This window comes from Burkholderia sp. SIMBA_051, assembly GCF_046534915.1.
GTDB lineage: Bacteria > Pseudomonadota > Gammaproteobacteria > Burkholderiales > Burkholderiaceae > Burkholderia > Burkholderia ambifaria.
In genome coordinates this window covers 37,378-58,900 of sequence record NZ_JAWRXS010000017.1, presented here as the reverse complement: position 1 = coordinate 58,900, position 21,523 = coordinate 37,378, and the positions used below count along the sequence as shown (strand labels likewise).

Sequence of the window (21,523 nt, the reverse complement as noted above, 5' to 3'; positions counted from 1 at the left end):
ACCCGCATCAGGCACGATGACGAAGGCCCGAACGGCACCCGCCGCTCGGGCCTTTCTGTTTCATCGCGCGACGGTTACTGATGGCGTCGTTCGTCGTGGCCGCCTGATGGCGGATTGCTCGGGCGCGGCGCCTCGACGTGGGGCGCCGGTTGCGGCCGCGGTTCCATATGCGGTGCGGGCATCGACGGGCGGGGTTCCATGTGCGGCGCTGGCATCGATGGTCGCTGCTCCATGTGCGGCGCGGGCATCGACGGCCGCGGCTCCATCCGCGGGGCCTGCGGCTGCGGTCGCGGCATGTCATGCGCCGCGGGCGCGGGCGGCCGGTACTCGTTCACGTGCGGCGGTGCGACTTCGCGGTGCGGTGCCGGTTGCGCGAAGTCGGGGCGCGGCTGCGGCGCCGGCGCAGCGCGCTCCGGACGCGGCTGCGCTGGCTGGGCCGGTGTCGGGAAATCGGGGCGCGGATGCGGCTGCGGAATCTGCGCGGTCGTGTCGGGCCGCGGTTGCGGCCGCGCGCGCGGCGCTTCCTGATGGCCGCCGGGTTGTGTTCCGGGCGTGCCTTCCGGATGCGGGACGGCCGCCGCGCTGCGCACGGGCGGCGGCGCATTCTGGCCCGCCGCGTGGAGGGCGCTCGGCGGCGTCGGGCGCTGACGCTCCATCGGCGTGTGCGGCTGCATCCAGACCGGGGCCGGCGCCGCGGCTGCATGCGCGTTGTCGTGCCGGGTCGGTTCGTTGCCGGCCGTCGGTGGGTGCGGGACACCATTACCCGGGCTCAAGGCCTGATGCGCAGCCGAATTGCCCGGCGCTGGTGGCATCGCGCCGTTGGCGAAGCGCGGCGCATTGGGGGCTTCGGTGTTCATCGGTCGCGCGCCATTCGGCACGACCGGCGTCGGCGCGCCCGGCCGGGCCGCCTGCGTGAGCGCAGGCTGGCCTTCGCGCGGCGCGTGCGCCGGCTGCACGACGGGGCCGTGCGGATTCACGAGCTGCACGTTGCGCATCGCCCACGCACCGGCTTTCGGATTGCCCGGAATACGGACCGGGCGAGCCGTATAGTCGGCCGGCACGCTGGTTCTCGCGATCGGCGCGCCCGCGCCCGGCACGTGTGCGCCCTGCCGGGCGAGATGGACGGCCGCCTGATCGCGATACGCGGCCGGCACCGCCGGATTGCGCGTCGCGACGAACGGGTGCTGTCCGACCGCCGCCGGCGGCCGGTAGCCGGCCGTGCGCAATCCGCCGTTCAAGCTCTGGCGTACCGGCGCAATGCCGGGCGTGCCCGGCATCACATGCGCGTTGCGCCACTGTTGCGGATCGACGTGCTGCGAGAAGTGCGCGACCGGCTGGCCGTGCACGAATGCGGACGCCGGCACGGCCGTGATCGCGTGCGGCGCGCGGAAGTTCACGTAGGTCTTGTTGATGTTCGTGATGTTGGTGATGTTCGTCACGTTCACGGTCTTGTTCACCGTGACGTTGTTCACCACGATGTTCCGGTTCACGCGTTCGTAGTAATGCGGGCTCCAGCCGCCCCAGCCGGGATGCCATGCTTCGCCCGGGCCGAGGGCGAACCATGCGCAGCCGGCCGCGGCGACGCCGCCGACCGTCAGCGCGACGCTCCAGTCGGGACCGCTGCCGCCGCCCACGAACGCGACCAGCGCCGGTGCATAGGCGGGCGGCTGGCTGACGGCCACCGGGCCGGGCACCCACGCCCAGCTGTCGTCCACATGGGCCCAGCGGCCGTAGTGGTACGGCGCGAAGCCCCACGGTGCGTCGTCGACCCAGGTCCAGCCCCACGGCGCCTGCCAGATCCAGTGACCGTCGCGATACGGCGCCCAGTCGGCCGGCGTGTCGTTCGGCACCCAGACCGCACCGTAGTTCGGGGTCTCGCGCCACGTCCCGTTCGCGTCGAGATCCTGGTAGCCGGGAATGTCGCGCGACACGTAGCGGGCCGATACCGAGCGCTGCTCGGCCGCATCGCGGCTGGCGGCCCACTGGTCGAGCGCGTCCGGGGCCGGCGCGGCCGATTGCTGCGCGACCTGCAGGTCGGTGCCGGTGAACACGACCTGCTGGCCGGGCGACAGCGGATATTGCCCGTTGCTGCCGTACACGGTCGCGCTGCCGCTGCGCACGGTGACCGTCGTGCTCGCACCGTTCGGCGCGACATCGACGCGATAGTCGCCGGGGCCCGTGAGGCCGAGCGCGAGATTGGGCGTATCGATTTCGTACGACCCGCCGGGCGGCAGATCGCGCACGTGCGTCGATACGGTGCCGAGGCCGACCTTCAGTTGCGTCGTGGTGTCGTCGAGGTTCAGCACCGACAGGCTCGTCGATTCGCCGAGTCGCACCGCGGTCGAGCCGATGTGCAGCTCGGAGCGCGCGCCGGCGTCGTTCCACAGCTGGTCGCCCGTCGTCAGCGGCCGGTTCACGGCCGCGTATGACCATGTATCGCTGCCGGCCGGCTCCGTCGTCACGGCGCCCGACATGTAGTTGAGCCGGGCGACGCGGCTCGGCGGATCGCCGCCCGGTTGCCGGGCGGCGGCCGCGTACGGCGCGGCCTGTGTCGCTTGCGCGAATGCGGAAGGCAGGGTCGCCAGCGCGGCGAACGCGAGCAGGGTGCAGCGGGCGGTTCGCTTGAGCGTGAACAGGGAGGCCATGTTGAGCGTCTTCGTCGTTATTGCGGCGCGTCGATTCGTGCCGTCGAGTTCACGATATCCGCTCGGCCTGTTTCCGTGCTCGGTGTTTTGTAAGTCGAATGGCACGCGATGTAACAAAACCTGTCCGTCGCGCGTCGTTGTCGTCCCGTCGCAATCCGCGTGTCAAGCGGACGTAAGCCAGTCGTCGAAAACCTGCCGTCCGGGCACGGTGACGCGCAGCACGCGCGGCCGCGCCGTGCGCTCGATCCAGCCGTGCGCGCAGAAGCTGTCGAGCAGGGCGGCGCCCAGCGCGCCGCCGAGATGCGCGCGCCGCTCGCTCCAGTCGAGGCAGCCGCATGCGAAGCGGCGCCGGCGCGTGCGCTGCTGCGCGACGTCGATGCCCCAGCGCCCGAGGGCTTGCGTGCCGAGCTCGGTGGTCTCGATCGCATCGCCGTCCGCGTGCAGCCAGCCGCGCGCGGTGAGCCCGTCGAAGATGCGGACCGCGAGTTCGCCGGCCATGTGGTCGTAGCAGGTGCGCGCGTAGCGCAGCTCGGCCGGCACCGTGCGGGCCGGCGGCGGCACGGGACGGTTCGGCGCGGCCGCCCGGGCCACGTTCGCGAGCGCTTCGAGCGACGCCGCGATGTCGGCCGACGCGAGCCGGTAATAGCGGTGCCGGCCGCGCACGTCGAGCGCGAGCAGGCCGCCTTCGGTCAGGCGTGCGAGGTGCGCGCTCGCCGCGGACGGCGATAGCCCCGCGATCATCGTCAGTTCGCCGGCCGGCCGCGCGCTGCCGTCCATCAGCACCCATAGCATCGCGGCGCGTCCCGGATCGGCGAGCAGTGCGCCGATCCGGCTCAGGCCCGGAAAGTGGTGGTCGTCTTGATCGGTCATCGTCGGGTCTCGTCAGGCGGAATGACAGCAGTGTAGACGCTGCGCACATTCGATGTTTCGCGTTCGGATGAAATGTCGGATGCGGCGGGGCGCCCAGCCGCGGTCGCCGGCCCGCACGCGTAGAATGGCCGGACGCGGCGGCAGTGGGCCGCCGGGATGCGACACGATGCAACGATGAAGACGATTTTCTGCCTGTTGGCGGCCGCGTTAGTATGCGCGGCCTGTGCGCAGGGCGGCGCGGGCGCCGCCGGCGAGCGGGGCGGCAGCCTCGAGATGTACGGGACGATCGATCAGGGAATCACGGTGCGCCGCTGACGGGCGCCATTTTCCTGTGCCGATGCCGGGTCGACGCGCGGGTGCCCGTGCGGCCGCGGCCACGCGACGGCCCGGCCACGGGTTGCCGCAGTGCAACGTATAATGCGCCGATAGCAGTACCCCCGCCGCCTGGAGTTACCACGATGTCCCCACAGTCCCCCGTGCCGGCCGCCCTGGACCGCACCGAAACCGTATTCCGCTTCCTCGCCGAGCCGTCGTCCGTGAACTTTGGCGGCAAGGTGCACGGCGGCGCGCTGATGAAGTGGATCGACGAGGTCGCGTATGCGTGCGCGGCTGTCTGGTCGAGCCGCTATTGCGTGACGGTCAGCGTCGGCAACATCCGCTTCCAGCGTCCGATTCTTGTCGGCAACCTGGTCGAGCTGAAGGCGCGCGTCGTCGCGACGGGCCGCACCAGCATGCACATCCATGTGTCCGTGCATGCCGGCGATCCGAAGGGGGGCGTGCTGCGTCAGACGACCGACTGTCTCGTCGTGTTCGTCGCGGTCGACGAGAACGGCAACCCGGTGCCGGTGCCGCCGTTCGTGCCCGAGACCGACGAGCAGAAGATCCTCGCGAAATATGCGGCCGACGTGCGCGCCGCGCTCGACAAGATCGTCGAGATGAAGCCCGAGGAAGTGGCGAAGGGCACCGTCTGACGGCAACGGGCGCAGCGTTCGCGCCGCGCCCGTCCCGTCATCGCGTCAGCCGCGATCACCGCGATCCGATCATCTCTTCGGGTCGCACCCACGCATCGAATTCCGCCTCGGTCAGGTAGCCGAGCGCGAGCGCGGCGGCCTTCAGCGTCGTGCCTTCCTTGTGCGCCTTCTTCGCGATCTGCGCGGCCTTGTCGTAGCCGATGTGCGGATTGAGCGCCGTCACGAGCATCAGCGATTCGTTCAGCAGCAGGTCGATGCGCGCGCGGTTCGGCTCGATGCCCGCCGCGCAGTGATCGTTGAAGCTTTGCGCGCCGTCGGCGAGCAGCCGCACCGACTGCAGCACGTTGTGCGCGATCATCGGGCGGAACACGTTCAGCTCGAAGTTGCCGCTGGCGCCGCCGACGTTCACGGCCACGTCGTTGCCGAACACCTGGCAGCACAGCATCGTCACGGCTTCCGACTGCGTCGGATTCACCTTGCCCGGCATGATCGAGCTGCCCGGCTCGTTTTCCGGAATCGACAGTTCGCCGAGGCCGCAGCGCGGCCCGCTCGCGAGCCAGCGGACATCGTTGGCAATCTTCATCAGGCCGGCCGCGACCGTCTTCAGCGCGCCGTGCGCGAACACCAATGCGTCGGCGGCGGCCATCACCTCGAACTTGCTCGGCGCGGTCACGAACGGCAGCTTCGTCAGCCGGCCGATCTCGTCGGCGACACGCACCGCGAACTCCGGATGCGCGTTCAGCCCGGTGCCGACCGCGGTGCCGCCGAGCGCGAGCTCGTACAGGTGCGGCAGTGCCGACTCGACGTGCCGCACGCTCTGGTCGAGTTGCGCGACATAGCCGGAAAATTCCTGCCCGAGCGTGAGCGGCGTCGCGTCCTGCAGGTGCGTGCGACCGATCTTCACGATGTCGGCGAAGGCCTTCGACTTCGCGTCGAGCGTCGCGCGCAGCGTGCGCAGGGCGGGCAGCAGGTGGTTGACGATCGCGTACGCGGCCGCGACGTGCATCGCGGTCGGGAACACGTCGTTCGACGACTGGCCGCGGTTCACGTCGTCGTTCGGATGGACCTTGCGCGCTTCGCCGCGCTCGCCGCCGAGCAGCTCGCTCGCCCGGTTCGCGATCACCTCGTTGAGGTTCATGTTGGTCTGCGTGCCGGATCCCGTCTGCCACACGGCGAGCGGGAATTCGCGCGGATGCTTGCCCGCGATGATCTCGTCGGCCGCGTCGATGATCGCGCGCGCCTTGTCGTCGGCCAGCACGCCGAGCGACTGGTTCACGGCGGCCGCGGCGCGCTTGACGATCGCGAGCGCGTGGATCAGCTCGGGCGACTGCTTCTCGGTCGAGATCCGGAAATTCTGCAGCGAGCGCTCGGTCTGCGCGCCCCAGAGCCGGTCGGCCGGCACGGCGATCTCGCCGAATGTGTCGCGTTCCATCCGAACTGCTTCGTTCATGATGCACTCCTCTTGGGAAGGGGAAAGGCCGCGCGTCGCGCGGCGTCGGGCGTATCGTGAGGCAGGCGCGCCGCTGGCGCGGCGTCTTGGGTCTTCAGCCGACAAGCATAGCGCCGGCCGCGAATTCGCGTCGTATCGCGCTCAGCGCGCCGACGCGATGAGCGACGCGGTCTTCATGTGAAAGCGACAGGCCATCAACACGGCGACGCTCGCGAGGCCGGCCGCGAGCCCCCACCACAGGCCCCGTGCGCCGAGGCCCGCGTGGAACGCGAGCCAGTAACCGGTCGGGAAGCCGATGCCCCAGTAGCCGAGGGTGGCCGCGAGCATCGGGATGCGCGTATCCCGCAGCCCGCGCAGCGCGCCCGACGCGACCGTCTGCATCCCGTCCACGATCTGGAACACCGCGGCGATGCCGAGCAGCGACGCGGCAAGCGACACGGTCGCCGCGTTGGCCGGGTCGTCGAGGTGCAGGTACAGACCGACGATCGCATGCGGCGCGACGATCAGCACGAGCCCCGACAGCGACATGAACGCGACGCCGAGGCCGAGCGCGACGAAGCCCGCGTGCCGCGCGGCGACCGGCTCGCCGGCGCCGACCCAGTAGCCGACGCGTACGTTCGCGGCCTGCCCGATCGCGAGCGGCACCATGAACGCGAGCGATGCGACGTTCAGCGCGATCTGGTGCGCGGCGAGCGAGGTCGCGCCGAGCACACCGACGGTCAGGCCCGTCGCGAGAAACAGCGTCGATTCGACCCCGTACGTGATCGCGACCGGCCAGCCGATGCCGATCAGCTCGCCCATCATGGGCAGTTTCGGGCGGGCGGCGGTCACGAAATGGCGGAACCGCTCGCGGCCGTGCAGCAGCCAGATCAGCGCGAGCGCGGTCAGCCAGATCGTGATGGTCGTCGCGACCGCGGAGCCGAGGAAGCCGAGCCGCGGCAAGCCGAATGCGCCGTGGATCAGCCCGTAGTTCAGCACGGCGTTGACGCCGACGCCGCCGATCGACACCCACAGCAGCCGCCGCGCGGCGCCGATCGCGGGGAGAAAGGCGCGCATCAGCCCGACGCCGATCAGGCTGCCGAGCGCCGCGAACCGCAGGATGCCGGTGTATTCGCCGACGTGATGCGCGAGCGTCGGCGGCTCGTGGAACATCAGCAGGATCGGTTCGGACAGCGACAGCGCGACGATCGCCGGAATCGCGAGCAGCAACGACAGCACGAAGCCGGTCCAGTAGATGTGCGGCACGCGGTGTTCCGCCTGCGCGCCGCGCGCATGCGCGACGCTCACGCTGACCGACGACAGCACGCCTTGCAGCACGGTCACGATGACGAAGAAGTAGTTCGCGCCGAGGCCGCCCGCTGCGAGCGAATCGGGGCCAAGCGAGCCGAGCAGCACCGTGTCGGTGACGCTCATCGCCATCTGCGAGAGCTGTGCGATCGCGAGCGGCGCGGCGAGGCGCGCGGTATCGGCGGCATGACTGGACAGGGATGGCGGCGCGGCGGCCGTCCGCGTAAGACCGGAATGCGACATGGAATGGGCGCTCGCGCGGGTGCGGGCCCGCGCTGTCTGTATTTATTTTGAGAGACAGCTAGCTTACGGCTTTATTCGAACGGTGTCGAACGCGCGCGCCGATGGCCATGTCGCGGTCAGGGGAACGGCTATGCGTCGTGAACCGCGATCCGCGTATCGCCGAACAGCACCACCTGGCCCGCGCGGATCTTGCAGGTCTTGCGCAGCTCGACCACGCCGTCGACTTTCACCGCGCCGGACGCGACGAACATCTTCGCGGTGCCGCCGCTGTCGGCGAGACCGGTGATCTTGAGAAGGTTGTGCAGTTCGACGTATTCGCCGGTCAGCGTGAAATCCAGATTGGGCATGACGAAGGAGGCGCGCGATGCGCGGGAGGAATCGCTCCGCATCATACGGCACCGCGGCCCGGCGCGCGAGCGCGGATGTCCGCGCGGGTTCATACGGGTTCGCGTGCAGTTGTTAAGGACTGTGAGCGATTCGTCAGCAAATGAAACGGTGGGTAACAGTCTGAGAGATTCGAGAACCGGCCGGGCGACGCGCGGGTCTTCTGTCGTACCTGCTGCGTGTTGCGGCAGGGGACGCGACGGAGCGTATCGATGTGCTCCGCGCCCACAACTTCTCGAGGAGGATAGTCATGTCCAAGATTCGTACGATGCTGATCGGTGCCGCGCTGACGGCGTTCGCAACTTCGGCCGCATTCGCGCAGACGGGCGTCGCAACGCAGGGTACCGCAGGCGCCGGCGTGCAGACGCAGACCCCGGCAGCAGGGGCCGGCGCCGGCGCGGGCATGCAGGGTGGTGCAGGCATGAATGCGTCGGGCAGCGCGGTCGGCGGCGCGACCGATGCGGTCGGTGCGGCAGCCGACGGCGCGAAGGATACGGCGGCGTCGTCGGTCCATTCGACCAAGAAGCACGCGAAGCATGCGACGAAGTCGGCCAAGCACCAGGCCCGCTCGACGAAGTCGAAGGTCGGCGACGAGGCGGTCGAAGGCGGTGCGTCGACGGGTGTGCAGGGCGGTGCATCGGCCGCGGGCGGCACGCAGTAAGCGGCGCCCGCCCGTCACGATGTTCGCCCCGGACGGCGCGTCGTGACGGCGATCGAACGGCGGCCCGGTTCGCTTCGCGCGAACCGGGCCGTTCTTCATGCGTGCGGGCCGATCGTCATGGCCGGCGCTGTTCCGGCCCCGGCCCGTGCGCCGGTCGGGCGGCGGACGGCGCGAACACGCCGCGCAGCCACGCGGCAAGGCGCGCGAATACGTCGTACGGTTCCTCGATGAAGATCTCGGGCTTCAGGAGCCGCAGGTATTCCATGATCTGCTGCGCTTCCTGTTTCTGGAACGAACCGTGCGCGAGCCCGAGCCGCAGCAGGCCGCGCAATTCGCCGAGCTTGTCGCGCGCGGCGCTGCCGACGCTCATCTCGCACGCGAGCTTGGCCTCGTAGATGCGCTGGCGCAGCGATTCCGCGAGCCGCCACGCGGGCGTCTGCATCATTTCCTCGAGTGCCTGGATGTCGTGCACCGCGCTCTTGATCTGCGCGGCGAGCGGATCGATCAGCGACGCGTCGCCCTGCGCTTCGGCGACGATCGCCTTGGCCCAGTCGCGGCACGCCTTCGCGAGCTCGTCGGGGGTCCACTCGGCGCGCGACGCGAAGCCGAAGCCGAATTCGGCGGCCTGCCGCATCAGGATCGCGACGACGTCCGGAAATTCCTTGTCGAGCGTGCGCTTCGCCCACGCGTACTGGCCGCCTTCGAGCATCCGCTGCACGGCATGCTCGGTCAGCGGCACCATGTTGTCGAGCAGCTTGGCGCGCAGGAAATCTTCGAACGACGGCGTCGCGAACTGCGGGTCGAGTTTCAGCGATACGCGTACGAACGCGTCGTAGTCCTTGCGCAAGGACGCAAGCGTGTCGTCCTTGAGGGAAAGGGTGATCTGGCCCATGAATCGTCTCGATGGCGGCCCGCGCGTGTCGGCGCCCGGCGTCGTGCACCGGTACGGGCGCAGCGTCGACGGACCGTTCGCGCCGAGGCTGTGGCGGGTCTTCATCCCCTATATCGGCGCGCCGGACGAAAACTTGAGCGCGGCCGCCAACTCCGCTCAGGCCGGCAGCCAGTGCGGCATCACGATCCCTTGCCAGAAGAAGAACACCGCGAGCCCGACGGCGATCGTCACGAGCGGGCGGCGCGTCGTCGCCGACACCAGCACCGCCGCGAGTGCGCCGACGAGCTGTGGGTTGCGCCACGTCAGCTCGGCCGTGCCGCCGTGCGGAGAGACGGTCATCGGCACGATGATCGCGGTCAGCACGGTGACGGGCACGAAGCCGAGCGCGGTCCGCACGAGCGGCGGGAAGGTCAGCCGCTCGCCGAACAGGAACAACGTGGTCCGGATCGCATAGGTGATCGCGGCCATCCCGAGGATCAGCAGCGCATAGCTCACGATGCGGCCTCCGTGCGTGAACCGGTGCGCGAGCGCTCGTGCCTTACCGTGAGCGCGACACCGACCGCGACGCCGACGGCGACCGCGCCCAGCAACCCGAGCTTGTACGGCCAGCCCTGCCAGAAGTACGCGAGCGTGCCGGCTGTGGCTGCGGCCGCGAAATAGCGCAGCTTGCCGAGCTGCGGGACGACGATCGCGATGAAGGTCGCCGCCATCGCGAAATCGAGGCCGAGCGACTGGAGGCCGGGGAAGGCCGCGCCGAAGCCGATGCCCGCGAGCGTCCAGACCTGCCAGTTCAGGTACATCGCGAGGCCCGAACCGAAGAAGTAGTGGGGGCCGATCGCACCGGGCGGGAAGTGCCGGTAGTGCGAGTAGGCGACCGCGAACACCTCGTCGGTCAGCAGCGCGCCGAGCGTCGCGCGCCAGCGCAGCGGCAGGTGCGCGACGTACGGCGCGAGCGTCGCGCTGTACAGCAGGTGACGCAGGTTCACGATCAGCGTCGTCGCGAGCACGACGACGAAGCTCGCGCTGCCGGCGATCAGGCCGAGTGCGATGAACTGCGCGGAGCCCGCGAACACCGCGAGCGACATCAGCGCGCCGTGCCAGGCGGCGAGCGGCCCGCCGGCGACGAGCGTGCCGAAGATCACGCCGAACGGCGCCGCGCCGATCATCATCGGGATCGTGTCGCGCGCGCCGTCGAGCCATTCGTTGAACGGACGGCGCGGCGGGGGCGACGGTGTGGATGAGGGATTCAAGGGACGCTTCTCCATGACGGGGAGGATAGCGGGCCGATGCCGTGGCGGCTTGTATGTTCTTGCGCCCGCGGGGGCCGGCGGCGCAATCCGCGTGCCGGTTGCAGCGGGTGGTCGATGCAGGGAGGGGTGTGGGCGCGTCAGCGCGCCTGCCAGCGTCCGGGCGGTACGCCGAACATCCGTTTGAAATGTCGCGTGAAATGACTCTGGTCGACGAAGCCGCTGGCCGCGGCGACCTCCGCAATCGACACGCCCGCGCGCAACGGCGCGAGCGCACGCTGCAGCCGCAACTGGTTGCGCCACGCATGCGGGGGCATCCCGGTCGTGCGGGTGAACAGGCGCGCCGCGTGAAACGGCGACAGGCCGGCGGCCTGCGCGACGTCGCCGAGCGTGACCGGGCACGTGAGATCGGCGGCGAGCCGTTCGCGCATCACCTCGACGCGCGGCTCGTCGGCCGCGAGCGCCGCAGGCTGCAGCCGCGCGTCGGCATGGCGCGCGATCAGGGTCGACAGCGCGTCGAGCATCGCCGTTTCGGCGACGAGGGGATCGTAGAGGCGCGGTGCACCCGCTGCCGGAGCGCCGGCCGTCGGAGCGTCATCGGCCGACTGGTCGTGCGCGTGGGCGGAGGACGGTATGCGTTCGCTACCGGCCTCCATCATCCGGTGGGCCAGCGTGAGCCGCGCCGCGAGATCGGGGTCGCGGATCACGTCGGACGGGAACCACGGCGCATCCTGCGGCCGACCGGCGATCGTGCTGGCGAGCGCGCGAATGTAGTCGACCGGCACGTAGCTCACGCGATAGCACCAGCCTTCGTCGGTCGCGCGTGAGCCCGTGTGCACTTCGCCGGGATTGATCACGGGCACCGTGCCGGTTTCGGCGACATGGCCGCTGCCGCGACACGTGTAGCGCTCCGCACCTTCGAGGATCACCGGAATCGTATAGGCGTCGTGCCAGTGCGGCGCGAATGCGTGGTTGCGATAGGTGGCCGTGAGCAGATCCGCATCCGGCAGCAGCGGCGTGCGCCAGTAGCGTGCGGCGTCGGGAAGGCGGGTGGCGGACATGATCGGGCGCGGAGCGGTCGAATGGGTAAGTGTAGCGCTCGCGCACCCCCGGCAGGCGCGGGCTTACTTGACCGGAATCGTCGTGCCGGCCGGCATCGGCACCGCGGTGACGGCGTTCTTCGGGCTGCCGCTGACGATGCGATCGCTGTAGGTCAGGTAGACGAGCGTGTTGCGCTTCTTGTCGACGACGCGCACGACATGCAGCGTCTTGAAGATGAACGACATCCGCTCGCTGAACACGTCGGTCTGCTGCTTGAGCGGCTCCTTGAAGCTGAGCGGGCCGACTTGCCGGCACGCGATCGACGCTTCGCTCGGATCCTCCGCGACGCCGAGCGAGCCCTTGATCCCGCCGGTGCGCGCCCGCGACACGTAGCAGGTGACGCCGGCCACGAGCGGATCGTCGTACGCTTCGACGACCACGCGGTCGGAGCCCGTCACGCGGAAATGGGTGTTGACGCTGCCGACTTCCTCCGCGTGCGCGAGCGGCGCGGCGGCAAAGGCCGAGAGGAGGAGGGCGAACGGCAAGGCGGAAAGGAGGCGGTGCTTCATCGACGGAACCGGATGCGAATGCGGGATAAAGACTCTAGCATGCGCGGCGGTGAGCGACGGGCGCCGGAAAAACAAAAGGCCCGTCGAATGACGGGCCTTTCGCTGTCTGGCTCCCCGACCTGGGCTCGAACCAGGGACCTACGGATTAACAGTCCGGCGCTCTACCGACTGAGCTATCGGGGAATAAATCGGTACATCTGCTGGGTTTGTTTCCAACAAGAAACCCGCGCACATTCAACGGGCCTTTGCTTTTTTGGCTCCCCGACCTGGGCTCGAACCAGGGACCTACGGATTAACAGTCCGGCGCTCTACCGACTGAGCTATCGGGGAACAAACAACAACAGCAGAGAAACGAGATTGTATGGAGCGTTGGCTAACCTGTCAATACCTTTGAGCGGCGGGGCGCAAAAAATATTGCGCGGCGCCGCTGCGCGATCAGCGCTCGAGCAGGTGCAGCTTTTCCTGCACGTCCTTCCACTCGTCCGCGTCGGCCGGTGCCGGCTTGGTCTTCGTGATCGACGGCCAGTTCTTCGCCAGCTCGGCGTTCAGCTCGGTGAACTGCTGCTGGTCGCCCGGAACGTCTTCTTCGGCATAGATCGCATTGGTCGGGCACTCGGCGACGCACACGGCGCAGTCGATGCACTCGTCCGGATCGATGGCGAGAAAGTTGGGACCTTCACGGAAGCAATCCACCGGGCACACATCCACGCAGTCCGTGTATTTGCACTTGATGCAGCCTTCGGTCACAACGTGAGTCATTAAAACGCTCCTGCTTGGCGGTATATATGGGGTGGCGTTTGCGCCAAAAGCGGCATTGTAACTGAAGCGCAAAACCCGCATGACGTGGTCGGCTTTCCGGCTTATATCGTTTCGTGATTAGTTTATGGGGCCGACGGGGGTCGCCGCGCGTGCGCCGGCCGCGGCCCGCCCGGAGCGGGCAGGCGCGCTTTCACGATGGTCCGGCCCGCATTCGGGTAACATGGCCGACAGACCGGGCGGCGCGCGGTGTGCCGGACCCTGTCTCGATATTGGCGGTGCCGTAATCATGATCATCACTTCGCTGCTCGACACGGATCTCTACAAGTTCACGATGATGCAGGTCGTCCTGCATCACTTTCCCGCCGCAAACGTCGAGTACCGGTTCCGGTGCCGCACGCCCGGCGTCGATCTCGTCCCGTACATCGACGAGATCCGCGACGAGGTGCGCGGCCTCTGTTCGCTGCGCTTCACCGACGTCGAACTCGACTACCTGCGGCGGATGCGCTTCATCAAGAGCGATTTCGTCGACTTCCTCGCGCTGTTCCACCTGAACGAGAAGTACATCTCGATCACGCCCTCGCCGAAGGGCAACGGCGAGATCGACATCGTGATCGAGGGGCCGTGGCTGCACACGATCCTGTTCGAGATCCCGGTGCTCGCGATCGTCAATGAAGTCTATTTCCGCAACACGCAGCGCGAGCCCGACTATCGCGAAGGCCGCGAGCGGCTGCGCGAGAAGATCAAGCTGCTCGGCGCGAAGCCCGAGTTCGCCGACTGCAAGATCGCCGACTACGGCACGCGCCGACGCTTCTCGAAGGTGTGGCACGAGGAGGTCGCGCTGACGCTGCGTGACGGGCTCGGGCCGCAGTTCGCGGGCACGAGCAACGTGTTCTACGCGATGAAGCACGAGCTGACGCCGCTCGGCACGATGGCGCACGAATACCTGCAGGCATGCCAGGCGCTCGGCCCGCGGCTGCGCGATTCGCAGACTTACGGTTTCGAGATGTGGGCGAAAGAGTATCGCGGCGACCTCGGGATCGCGCTGTCGGACGTCTACGGGATGGATGCGTTCCTGAACGACTTCGACATGTACTTCTGCAAGCTGTTCGACGGCGCGCGCCACGATTCGGGCGATCCGTTCGAATGGGGCGAGCGCATGCTGCGCCACTACGAGGCGAACCGCTGCGACCCGCGCACCAAGGTGCTCGTGTTCTCGGATGCGCTCGACATCCCGAAGGTCATGCAGCTGTACGAACGGTTCCGCAACCGCTGCAAGCTCGCGTTCGGCGTCGGCACCAACCTGACGAACGATCTCGGCTACGTGCCGCTGCAGATCGTGATCAAGATGGTCCGCTGCAACGGACAGCCGGTCGCGAAGCTGTCGGATTCGCCGGGCAAGAGCATGTGCGACGACCGCGCGTATCTCGCGTACCTGCGCCAGGTGTTCGGCATCGCGCAGCCGGCCGACGACGACGCATCGCAGTAGGCGTCGGCCGTCCGGCCAGGTGCGTCGCGGCGAGGGCGGCCGGTATAATCCGACGGTATCGCACGCTCACGTCACGAGGACCGTTCATGGACACTTCCGCTGCCCGTCGCCAGATCCTCGCACGCATTCGCGCGGCGCAAGGACGCGCGCCCGAACCCGATGCAGCGGAGCGCGACGGCGTCGCCGAGTATCTCGCTCGCCATCCCGAGGGGCCGCGCCCGCCGATGCCGGCCGACCTCGTCGCCGCATTCGTCGATGAAGCGGCGCGCCTGTCGACGACCGTCGACGAAGTCGCGACGCTGGCCGATGCGCCCGCCGCCGCCGCCCGCTATCTTTCCGCTCACGGCCTGCCGATGCAGGCCGTCGCATGGCGCACGCTCGCCGAGCTCGACTGGGCCGGCGCGGGCCTGTCGGTCGAATGCCGCAAGCCCCGCGACGGCGATCTCGTCGGCCTGACCGGCTGCTTTTGCGCCACCGCAGAAACGGGTTCGCTGGTGCTGCTGTCCGGCCCCGACACCTATGCATCGGCCGGGCTGCTGCCGGAGACGCACATCGCGATCGTGCCGGCGTCGCGGATCGTCGCGGGCCATGAAGACGCATTCGCGCTGATTCGCGCGGAGCGCGGCGAATTGCCGCGCGCGGTCAATTTCGTATCGGGCCCGTCGCGCACGGGCGATATCGAGCAGACCATCGTGCTGGGCGCACACGGCCCGTACCGCGTTCACGCGATCGTCGTGCGCGGCGCATGACGCGCGCGCCGGCTTCATCCTCACTCGACTCACTCGCACAAGGAAGTTCTGCATGAAACGACATGCCGCCTGGGCGGGCATGGCGTCGGGAGCCGCGCTTGGCGCCGTTCCCGCGCTCGCATCGGCCGCTACGCTCGACGGTGCCACGCTGTCCGCACTCTGGGGTATCCCGTTCGCCGGGATCCTGCTGTCCATCGCGGTGTTCCCGCTCGTCGCCCCGGTGTTCTGGCATCACCATTTCGGCAAGATCGCCGCGGCGTGGGCGATCGCGTTCCTGGCGCCGTTCGCGGTCGCATTCGGCGCGGGCACGGCGTTCGGTACGCTCGTGCACGCGCTGCTCGAGGAATACATCCCGTTCATCGTGCTGCTGACCGCGCTCTATACGGTCGCCGGCGGTATTTGCGTCAACGGCAACCTGCACGGCACGCCGAAACTGAACACCGCGATCCTCGCGCTCGGCACGCTGCTCGCGAGCGTGATGGGCACGACCGGTGCCGCGATGCTGCTGATCCGCCCGCTGCTGCGCGCGAACGATAACCGCAAGCATGTCGTGCACGTCGTGATCTTCTTCATCTTTCTCGTCGCGAACGCGGGCGGCTCGCTGTCGCCGCTCGGCGATCCGCCGCTGTTCCTCGGCTTCCTGAACGGCGTGAGCTTCTTCTGGACGACCACGCATCTCGCGCTGCCGATGCTGTTCATCTGTGCGGTGCTGCTGACGCTGTTCTTCGTGCTGGATACGTACTTCTACCGGAAGGGCGGCGAGGAGCGGCCGGCCGCGCTCGACCCGACGCCCGACGGCGGCGCGCTGTCGATCGACGGCAAGGTCAACTTCGTGCTGCTCGCGGCCGTGATCGGCCTCGTGCTGATGAGCGGCATCTGGAAGCCGGGCATCACGTTCGACGTGTGGGGCACGCACGTCGCGCTGCAGAATCTCGTGCGCGACGTCGCGCTCGTCGTCGTGGCGCTCGCGTCGCTCGCGCTGACGCCGCGCTCGGCGCGCGAAGGCAACGCATTCAACTGGGCGCCGATCGAGGAGGTCGCGAAGCTGTTCGCCGGGATCTTCGTGACGATCGCACCGGTGATCGTGATCCTGCGCGCGGGCGCGCAGGGCGCGTTCGCGCAGATCGTCCATCTCGTCACGGGCCCCGACGGCAAGCCGATCGACGCGATGTACTTCTGGGCGACCGGCCTGCTGTCGTCGTTCCTCGACAACGCGCCGACCTATCTCGTGTTCTTCAACCTCGCGGGCGGCGACGCGCAAGCGCTGATGACGACGGGCGCGACGACGCTCGCCGCGATTTCCGCGGGGGCGGTGTTCATGGGCGCGAACAGCTACATCGGCAATGCGCCGAACTTCATGGTGAAGGCGATCGCGGAGTCGCGCGGCGTGAGGATGCCGAGCTTCTTCGCGTATCTCGGCTGGGCGCTCGTGATATTGGTACCGGTGTTCCTGCTGACGTCGTGGCTCTTCTTCCCGGCGTAGGCTGACGATTTTCAACCAAGCGCGGACGGTTCCGGCGGCGCACGATGCGCCGCGTTCCGGCCGCGGCATGCGGAGATGGCGATGCAGAAGATCCTGGTCGCACGTCCGATCTTTCCGGACGTGATCGAACGGCTCGAGCAGTATTTCGAAGTCGACTGGAACAACGGTGACGCGCTTGCGCCCGATGCGCTTGCCGCGCGTCTCGCCGACAAGGATGGCGCGCTGACGGCGGGCGACCCGATCGGCGCGGCCACGCTGGCGGCGGCGCCGCGCCTGCGCGTCGTGTCGAACATGGCGGTCGGCTACAACAACTTCGACATGGCCGCGTTCAACGCGGCGAACGTGCTCGGCACCAACACGCCCGACGTGCTGAACGAGTCCACCGCGGATTTCGGCTGGGCGCTGATGATGGCGGCCGCGCGCCGGATCGCCGAATCCGAGCACTGGCTGCGCGCCGGGCACTGGCGGAAGTGGACGTACGACGGTTTCCTCGGCAGCGACATTTACGGCTCGACGCTCGGCGTCATCGGCATGGGGCGCATCGGCCAGGCACTCGCACGCCGCGCGCGCGGCTTCGGGATGCAGGTGATCTATCACAACCGGTCGAGGGTCGCCCCCGAGATCGAGACCGAGCTGAACGCCGAATACGTGGCGAAGGACGCGCTGCTCGCGCGCGCCGATCACGTCGTGCTCGTGCTTCCGTACACGAAGGAGAACCATCACACGATCGGCGCGGCCGAGCTCGCGAAGATGAAGCCGACCGCGACGCTGACCAACATCGCGCGCGGCGGCATCGTCGACGACGCGGCGCTGGCTGCCGCGCTGCGCGACGGGACGATCGCCGCGGCCGGCCTCGACGTGTATGAAGGCGAGCCGAACGTCCATCCGGCGCTGCTCGAAGTGCCGAACGTCGTGCTGACGCCGCACATCGCGAGCGCGACCGAGAAGACGCGCCGCGCGATGGCCAACCTCGCGGCCGACAACCTGATCGCCGCACTGGGCGTCGGGCCGCGCGCGGGGCAGCCGCCGAATCCGATCAACCCCGACGTGATCGGGAAGCCGCGCGCATGACGACGATGTTGTTGCTGGCGGCGGTCGTCGTGCTGGCCGTCGCGCTCGCGGTGGCGATCGTCGCGCTCGTGCGCGGCGGCGGCCGCCACGACGATGCGGCTGTGCTCGGCGACCAGATCGAGGACGCCGCGCACGCGCAGGCGCTCGCGGTCGAACGGCTCGAACGCGAGCTGCGCGGCGAGATCGTCGAGAACGCGCGCGGCTCGCGCACCGAGCTGGCCGGCAGTTTCTCGCAGCTTCAGCAGACGCTCGCGACCCAACTGACGAGCATCGCGACCGTGCAGAACAACCAGATCGACGGTTTCGCGCAACAGCTCGGCAAGCTCGTCGCCGGCAACGCGCAGCAGTTCGACGCGATGCGCGAGAGCGTGCAGCGTCAGGCGCAGCAGGCGCGCGAAGAGCAGACGGTCGCGCTGCGGCTGTTCGGCGACACGCTGAACCGGCAGCTCACGCAACTGACCGAGGCCAACGATCGCCGGATCGGCGAAGTGCGCGCGACGCTCGAGCAGCGGCTGAAGGAAATCGAGACGAACAACGCGGCGAAGCTCGAGGAGATGCGCCGCACCGTCGACGAGAAGCTGCATGCGACGCTCGAACACCGGCTCGGCGAATCGTTCAAGCTCGTGTCGGACCGGCTCGAGCAGGTGCACCGCGGGCTCGGCGAGATGCAGACGCTCGCGGCCGGCGTCGGCGATCTGAAGAAGGTGCTGACCAACGTGAAGACGCGCGGTACCTGGGGCGAGGTGCAGCTCGAGGCATTGCTCGAGCAGATGCTCACGCCCGACCAGTACGCGAAGAACGTCGCGACGGTGCCGAGGAGCAGCGAACGCGTCGAGTTCGCGATCCGGCTGCCGGGCCGCACCGCCGGGACGGGCGACGCGCCGCCGGTGTGGCTGCCGATCGACGCGAAGTTTCCGCGCGAGGACTACGAGCGGCTGATCGATGCGCAGGAACGTGCCGATTCGGTGGCGGTCGAGGAAGCGGCCCGTGCGCTCGAGGCGCGCGTGCGGATGGAGGCGAGGACGATCGCAGAGAAGTACGTCGCACCGCCGCATACGACCGATTTCGCGCTGCTGTTCCTGCCGACCGAGGGGCTCTTTGCGGAGATCCTGCGCCGCCCGGGGCTGACCGACATGCTGCAGCGCGACTATCGCGTGACGGTGGCCGGGCCGACCACGCTGACCGCGTTGCTGAACAGCTTGCAGATGGGCTTTCGCACGCTCGCGATCGAGCAGCGCTCGAGCGAAGTGTGGCAGGTGCTCGGCGCGGTGAAGACCGAGTTCGGCAAGTTCGGCGACGTGCTGGCGCGCACGAAGGCGCAGCTCGAAACGGTCACGCGCTCGATCGAGGCGGCCGAGCAGCGCACGCGCGTGATGAACCGCAAGCTGAAGCAGGTCGAGGCGCTGCCGGGCGATACGGCGGCGGGGCTGCTGGGCGCGGAAGTGGCTGACGGCGCAGACGGCGCCGATGCGGACGAGGCATGACGCACGACGTGTGCGGTCGTAACCGGCTGAAACGAAAAACGGGCGCCGCGGCGCCCGTTTTTTTTCAGCGGCGACCGGCATGGCCGGCCCGCGTTCAGCGTGCGGCGAGCGCGTCCAATGCGTCGCCGGTTACGCGCACGATGCGCCACTCCGGCAGCACGGTCGCGCCCATCTTCTCGTAGAAATCGATCGCCGGCTGGTTCCAGTCGAGCACCGACCATTCGAAGCGCGCGCAGCGGCGTTCGACGGCGAGTGCCGCGAGGTGCTGCAGCATCGCGGTGCCGAGACCCGTGCCGCGCTGCGACGGCTGCACGTACAGATCCTCGAGATACAGCCCGCGACGGCCGAGAAACGTCGAATAGTTGTGGAAGAACAGTGCATACGCGACGATCGCGCCGTCGCGCTCGGCTACCAGCGCTTCGGCGGCCGGGTGCGCGCCGAACAGTGCGTCGGCCAGATCGGCATCGCTCGCGACGAACAGGTGCGTGAGTTTCTCGAACTCGGCCAGCTCGCGCATCAGCGCGAGGATCGCGCCGACGTCGCGCGCTTCGGCCGCGCGGATCAGCGGCGTGCCGCTCACGCTTCCTCCGGCGGATCGGACAGCACGATCTCGATGCCGCCGAAGCGCGAGGCGACCCAGTTGTAGGCGTGGCAGGCGATCCACAGCAGGACGAAACCGAGGATCGCGTTCAGCAGCAGCGCGCTCAGGATCGTGCTCAGCTCCACCATCCCGTAGCGGATGTACGCGACCAGGATGCCGAGCAGCACGATCGGCACGCTGAACGTCAGGTAGACGAGGATCAGCGCCTTTGCGGTCTGTCCCGCGGCGATCGACGAGATTTGTTTCTTCATGTGCGGATTGCCCCCGTAGAGATATATCGATTGGAATTCAGATCAGGCCGTCGAGCGGCAGGATGTCGACCGGGGCGCCCGCGTCGACTGTCGCGCAATCGTGGCCCAGGACGATGAAACAGTTGGCGGTCGCGAGACCGCTCAACGATGCGGAACTCTGCGAACCGGCCGGCGCGACGTGCCACTGGCCGTCGGCGGCACGCGTCGCGATGGCGCGCAGGTATTCGGTGCGGCCCGGACGCTTTTTCAATGCCACGGTGCTGAGCGCCGTGTACGTCGCCGGCGGCGGCGTGTGCGCGCCGGCCAGCGTCAGCAGCGCGGGGCGCACGATCGCGTAGAACGTCACGGCGGACGCGACCGGGTTGCCGGGCAGCCCGAAGAACAGCACGGGGCCGGCGCCGTCGCCCGCGCGCGAAAGCGTGCCGCACGCGAGCGGCCGGCCGGGTCGCAATGCGAGGCTGGCGAAGGTCACGTCGCCGAGCCGCGCCATCACGTCGCGCGTGAAATCGGCTTCGCCGGCCGATACGCCGCCCGACGTGATCACTGCATCGGCCCGTGCGTCGGCGGCATCGCGCAGCGCGCGTTCGAGCGCGGCCGGATCGTCGCGGACGATGCCGAGATCGAGCGCGTCGATGTGCAGCCTTTCCAGCATCGCGACCAGCATCGCGCGGTTGCTGTCGTACAGCGAGCCGGGGCCGAGCGGCTCGCCGGGTTCGCGCAGTTCGTCGCCGGTCGAGAACACGGCGACGCGCACGCGGCGGCGCACCGTGACTTCGCGCAACCCGAACGACGCGAGCAGGCCGAGATCGGACGGGCGCAGGATGCGGCCGGCGGCGAGCGCGCAGGCGCCGCGCGCGAGATCCTCGCCGGCCCGGCGGCAATTTGCGCCGCGTGCGACGTCATGTGCGGCGAAGCGGATCACATCGCCGTCGACGCGCACGCGTTCCTGCGGAATGACCGTGTCGCACCCGGCCGGCATCGGCGCGCCGGTCATGATGCGAATGCATGCGCCGGCCGTCACGGAGCCGTCGAACGGATGGCCGGCGAACGCCGTGCCGGCGACCGTCAGCGCGATTTCGGCGGCCGCTGCCGGCGCGCCTGCGCCGCCGTCGAACGCATAGCCGTCCATCGCCGAGTTGTCGTACGCGGGAATGTCGAACGGCGCGTTCACGTCGATCGCGAGCACGCGGTCGAGTGCGTCATGCAGCGACACCGTGTCGCACGCGTCGACCGGCACCGCGAACCGGCACGCGAGCGCCTGCGCGTCGGCGAGCGACAGCGGGGCGGCGGAATCGGGTGCGGTTCGGGAGGCGGGCGAGGATTGCGTGATCATCAGTCGGACTGCGCCGCAAGGCGTATCGGGTTCGTGGCCGGTGGCG

Annotated in this window: 22 protein-coding genes and 2 tRNA genes; 8 read left to right on the top strand and 16 right to left on the bottom strand. The window is 69.0% G+C overall.

Going from position 1 to position 21,523, the window contains the following annotated elements:
- Positions 1-74 precede the first annotated feature (74 nt).
- Both SB771_RS31510 and SB771_RS31505 read right to left on the bottom strand, forming a co-directional pair.
- The gene (locus SB771_RS31510; RefSeq protein WP_175661027.1) at positions 75-2,645 is read right to left on the bottom strand and encodes a DUF6600 domain-containing protein; all 2,571 of its coding nucleotides are present in this window, start codon (positions 2,643-2,645) and stop codon (positions 75-77) included.
- 162 nt (positions 2,646-2,807) lie between these two features.
- The gene (locus SB771_RS31505) at positions 2,808-3,515 is read right to left on the bottom strand and encodes an ArsR/SmtB family transcription factor (protein ID WP_175661028.1); all 708 of its coding nucleotides are present in this window, start codon (positions 3,513-3,515) and stop codon (positions 2,808-2,810) included.
- Positions 3,516-3,689: 174 nt separating this feature from the next.
- Between SB771_RS31505 and SB771_RS31500 the strand changes: the two genes are divergently transcribed.
- Both SB771_RS31500 and SB771_RS31495 read left to right on the top strand, forming a co-directional pair.
- Positions 3,690-3,830 (top strand): hypothetical protein, encoded by a 141-nt coding sequence (locus SB771_RS31500; protein ID WP_006753078.1) that lies wholly within the window; start codon positions 3,690-3,692, stop codon positions 3,828-3,830.
- A 143-nt stretch (positions 3,831-3,973) separates the two neighbouring features.
- On the top strand, positions 3,974-4,486 hold the full coding sequence (locus tag SB771_RS31495) for an acyl-CoA thioesterase (RefSeq protein WP_011656315.1): 513 nt from the start codon (positions 3,974-3,976) through the stop codon (positions 4,484-4,486).
- A 55-nt stretch (positions 4,487-4,541) separates the two neighbouring features.
- On the opposite strand, the gene fumC is transcribed toward SB771_RS31495, so the two are convergent.
- From fumC to SB771_RS31480, 3 genes are all read right to left on the bottom strand, one after another.
- Complete coding sequence (gene fumC / locus SB771_RS31490; RefSeq protein WP_166725229.1) at positions 4,542-5,936, bottom strand: class II fumarate hydratase; 1,395 nt, start codon at positions 5,934-5,936, stop codon at positions 4,542-4,544.
- A gap of 141 nt (positions 5,937-6,077) precedes the next feature.
- A complete protein-coding gene (norM, locus tag SB771_RS31485) occupies positions 6,078-7,466 on the bottom strand; it encodes a multidrug efflux MATE transporter NorM (protein ID WP_011656317.1) in 1,389 nt (462 codons plus the stop codon).
- Positions 7,467-7,594: 128 nt separating this feature from the next.
- The gene (locus SB771_RS31480; RefSeq protein ID WP_006753074.1) at positions 7,595-7,813 is read right to left on the bottom strand and encodes an RNA-binding S4 domain-containing protein; all 219 of its coding nucleotides are present in this window, start codon (positions 7,811-7,813) and stop codon (positions 7,595-7,597) included.
- A 287-nt stretch (positions 7,814-8,100) separates the two neighbouring features.
- Between SB771_RS31480 and SB771_RS31475 the strand changes: the two genes are divergently transcribed.
- A complete protein-coding gene (locus tag SB771_RS31475; RefSeq protein WP_011656319.1) occupies positions 8,101-8,511 on the top strand; it encodes a hypothetical protein in 411 nt (136 codons plus the stop codon).
- Between the two features lie 115 nt (positions 8,512-8,626).
- Here the strand turns inward: SB771_RS31475 and SB771_RS31470 are convergent, their stop codons facing one another.
- The 8 genes from SB771_RS31470 to fdxA form a co-directional block, all read right to left on the bottom strand.
- Entirely contained in the window at positions 8,627-9,403 is a 777-nt protein-coding gene (locus SB771_RS31470; RefSeq protein ID WP_105833464.1) for a DUF4088 family protein, read from the bottom strand.
- Positions 9,404-9,559: 156 nt separating this feature from the next.
- A complete protein-coding gene (locus tag SB771_RS31465; protein ID WP_012363382.1) occupies positions 9,560-9,898 on the bottom strand; it encodes an AzlD domain-containing protein in 339 nt (112 codons plus the stop codon).
- Positions 9,895-10,668, bottom strand: a complete 774-nt coding sequence (locus SB771_RS31460; protein ID WP_175661029.1) for an AzlC family ABC transporter permease — start codon at positions 10,666-10,668, stop codon at positions 9,895-9,897. The genes SB771_RS31465 and SB771_RS31460 overlap by 4 nt, the downstream gene beginning before the upstream one ends.
- Positions 10,669-10,790: 122 nt before the next feature.
- A complete protein-coding gene (locus SB771_RS31455; RefSeq protein ID WP_175661030.1) occupies positions 10,791-11,711 on the bottom strand; it encodes an AraC family transcriptional regulator in 921 nt (306 codons plus the stop codon).
- 63 nt (positions 11,712-11,774) lie between these two features.
- Complete coding sequence (locus tag SB771_RS31450; RefSeq protein ID WP_011656324.1) at positions 11,775-12,260, bottom strand: CreA family protein; 486 nt, start codon at positions 12,258-12,260, stop codon at positions 11,775-11,777.
- A gap of 107 nt (positions 12,261-12,367) precedes the next feature.
- A tRNA-Asn gene (locus SB771_RS31445) sits at positions 12,368-12,443 on the bottom strand.
- A 71-nt stretch (positions 12,444-12,514) separates the two neighbouring features.
- A tRNA-Asn gene (locus SB771_RS31440) sits at positions 12,515-12,590 on the bottom strand.
- A 105-nt stretch (positions 12,591-12,695) separates the two neighbouring features.
- A complete protein-coding gene (fdxA, locus tag SB771_RS31435) occupies positions 12,696-13,019 on the bottom strand; it encodes a ferredoxin FdxA (RefSeq protein WP_006753067.1) in 324 nt (107 codons plus the stop codon).
- A gap of 286 nt (positions 13,020-13,305) precedes the next feature.
- Here fdxA and pncB point away from each other — a divergent pair, with 286 nt between their 5' ends.
- From pncB to SB771_RS31410, 5 genes are all read left to right on the top strand, one after another.
- Entirely contained in the window at positions 13,306-14,505 is a 1,200-nt protein-coding gene (gene pncB / locus SB771_RS31430; protein WP_011656325.1) for a nicotinate phosphoribosyltransferase, read from the top strand.
- 86 nt (positions 14,506-14,591) lie between these two features.
- Entirely contained in the window at positions 14,592-15,254 is a 663-nt protein-coding gene (locus SB771_RS31425) for a lactate utilization protein C (protein WP_175661031.1), read from the top strand.
- 52 nt (positions 15,255-15,306) lie between these two features.
- A complete protein-coding gene (locus SB771_RS31420) occupies positions 15,307-16,737 on the top strand; it encodes a sodium:proton antiporter (protein ID WP_175661032.1) in 1,431 nt (476 codons plus the stop codon).
- A gap of 81 nt (positions 16,738-16,818) precedes the next feature.
- A complete protein-coding gene (locus SB771_RS31415; RefSeq protein ID WP_175661033.1) occupies positions 16,819-17,808 on the top strand; it encodes a 2-hydroxyacid dehydrogenase in 990 nt (329 codons plus the stop codon).
- Positions 17,805-19,292 carry a DNA recombination protein RmuC gene (locus tag SB771_RS31410; RefSeq protein WP_175661034.1) on the top strand — a complete coding sequence of 496 codons (1,488 nt, stop codon included), beginning with the start codon at positions 17,805-17,807 and terminating at the stop codon, positions 19,290-19,292. Before SB771_RS31415 ends, SB771_RS31410 begins: the two co-directional genes overlap by 4 nt.
- Before the next feature lie 94 nt (positions 19,293-19,386).
- On the opposite strand, the gene SB771_RS31405 is transcribed toward SB771_RS31410, so the two are convergent.
- The 3 genes from SB771_RS31405 to glp are packed head-to-tail and all read right to left on the bottom strand — an operon-like array spanning position 19,387 to position 21,477.
- On the bottom strand, positions 19,387-19,872 hold the full coding sequence (locus tag SB771_RS31405; RefSeq protein WP_175661035.1) for a GNAT family N-acetyltransferase: 486 nt from the start codon (positions 19,870-19,872) through the stop codon (positions 19,387-19,389).
- Positions 19,869-20,144: a hypothetical protein gene (locus SB771_RS31400; protein ID WP_006476519.1), complete on the bottom strand. Its 276-nt coding sequence runs from the start codon at positions 20,142-20,144 to the stop codon at positions 19,869-19,871. The genes SB771_RS31405 and SB771_RS31400 overlap by 4 nt, the downstream gene beginning before the upstream one ends.
- A 37-nt stretch (positions 20,145-20,181) precedes the next feature.
- Positions 20,182-21,477, bottom strand: coding sequence for a gephyrin-like molybdotransferase Glp (glp, locus tag SB771_RS31395; protein ID WP_175661036.1), 1,296 nt, complete (start codon positions 21,475-21,477; stop codon positions 20,182-20,184).
- Between the last annotated feature and the right edge of the window lie 46 nt (positions 21,478-21,523).

Excerpts from the sequence above, each read along its gene's own strand:
- SB771_RS31455 (WP_175661030.1), bottom strand. The coding sequence starts at position 11,711 with ATGTCCGCCACCCGCCTTCCCGACGCCGCACGCTACTGGCGCACGCCG.
- SB771_RS31505 (WP_175661028.1), bottom strand. The coding sequence starts at position 3,515 with ATGACCGATCAAGACGACCACCACTTTCCGGGCCTGAGCCGGATCGGC.
- SB771_RS31475 (WP_011656319.1), top strand. The coding sequence starts at position 8,101 with ATGTCCAAGATTCGTACGATGCTGATCGGTGCCGCGCTGACGGCGTTC.
- SB771_RS31450 (WP_011656324.1), bottom strand. The coding sequence starts at position 12,260 with ATGAAGCACCGCCTCCTTTCCGCCTTGCCGTTCGCCCTCCTCCTCTCG.
- SB771_RS31470 (WP_105833464.1), bottom strand. The coding sequence starts at position 9,403 with ATGGGCCAGATCACCCTTTCCCTCAAGGACGACACGCTTGCGTCCTTG.
- SB771_RS31420 (WP_175661032.1), top strand. The coding sequence starts at position 15,307 with ATGAAACGACATGCCGCCTGGGCGGGCATGGCGTCGGGAGCCGCGCTT.
- SB771_RS31495 (WP_011656315.1), top strand. The coding sequence starts at position 3,974 with ATGTCCCCACAGTCCCCCGTGCCGGCCGCCCTGGACCGCACCGAAACC.
- pncB (WP_011656325.1), top strand. The coding sequence starts at position 13,306 with ATGATCATCACTTCGCTGCTCGACACGGATCTCTACAAGTTCACGATG.
- SB771_RS31400 (WP_006476519.1), bottom strand. The coding sequence starts at position 20,144 with ATGAAGAAACAAATCTCGTCGATCGCCGCGGGACAGACCGCAAAGGCG.
- glp (WP_175661036.1), bottom strand. The coding sequence starts at position 21,477 with ATGATCACGCAATCCTCGCCCGCCTCCCGAACCGCACCCGATTCCGCC.
- SB771_RS31460 (WP_175661029.1), bottom strand. The coding sequence starts at position 10,668 with ATGGAGAAGCGTCCCTTGAATCCCTCATCCACACCGTCGCCCCCGCCG.
- SB771_RS31425 (WP_175661031.1), top strand. The coding sequence starts at position 14,592 with ATGGACACTTCCGCTGCCCGTCGCCAGATCCTCGCACGCATTCGCGCG.
- SB771_RS31510 (WP_175661027.1), bottom strand. The coding sequence starts at position 2,645 with ATGGCCTCCCTGTTCACGCTCAAGCGAACCGCCCGCTGCACCCTGCTC.
- SB771_RS31480 (WP_006753074.1), bottom strand. The coding sequence starts at position 7,813 with ATGCCCAATCTGGATTTCACGCTGACCGGCGAATACGTCGAACTGCAC.
- SB771_RS31415 (WP_175661033.1), top strand. The coding sequence starts at position 16,819 with ATGCAGAAGATCCTGGTCGCACGTCCGATCTTTCCGGACGTGATCGAA.
- SB771_RS31410 (WP_175661034.1), top strand. The coding sequence starts at position 17,805 with ATGACGACGATGTTGTTGCTGGCGGCGGTCGTCGTGCTGGCCGTCGCG.
- SB771_RS31500 (WP_006753078.1), top strand. The coding sequence starts at position 3,690 with ATGAAGACGATTTTCTGCCTGTTGGCGGCCGCGTTAGTATGCGCGGCC.
- fdxA (WP_006753067.1), bottom strand. The coding sequence starts at position 13,019 with ATGACTCACGTTGTGACCGAAGGCTGCATCAAGTGCAAATACACGGAC.
- norM (WP_011656317.1), bottom strand. The coding sequence starts at position 7,466 with ATGTCGCATTCCGGTCTTACGCGGACGGCCGCCGCGCCGCCATCCCTG.
- fumC (WP_166725229.1), bottom strand. The coding sequence starts at position 5,936 with ATGAACGAAGCAGTTCGGATGGAACGCGACACATTCGGCGAGATCGCC.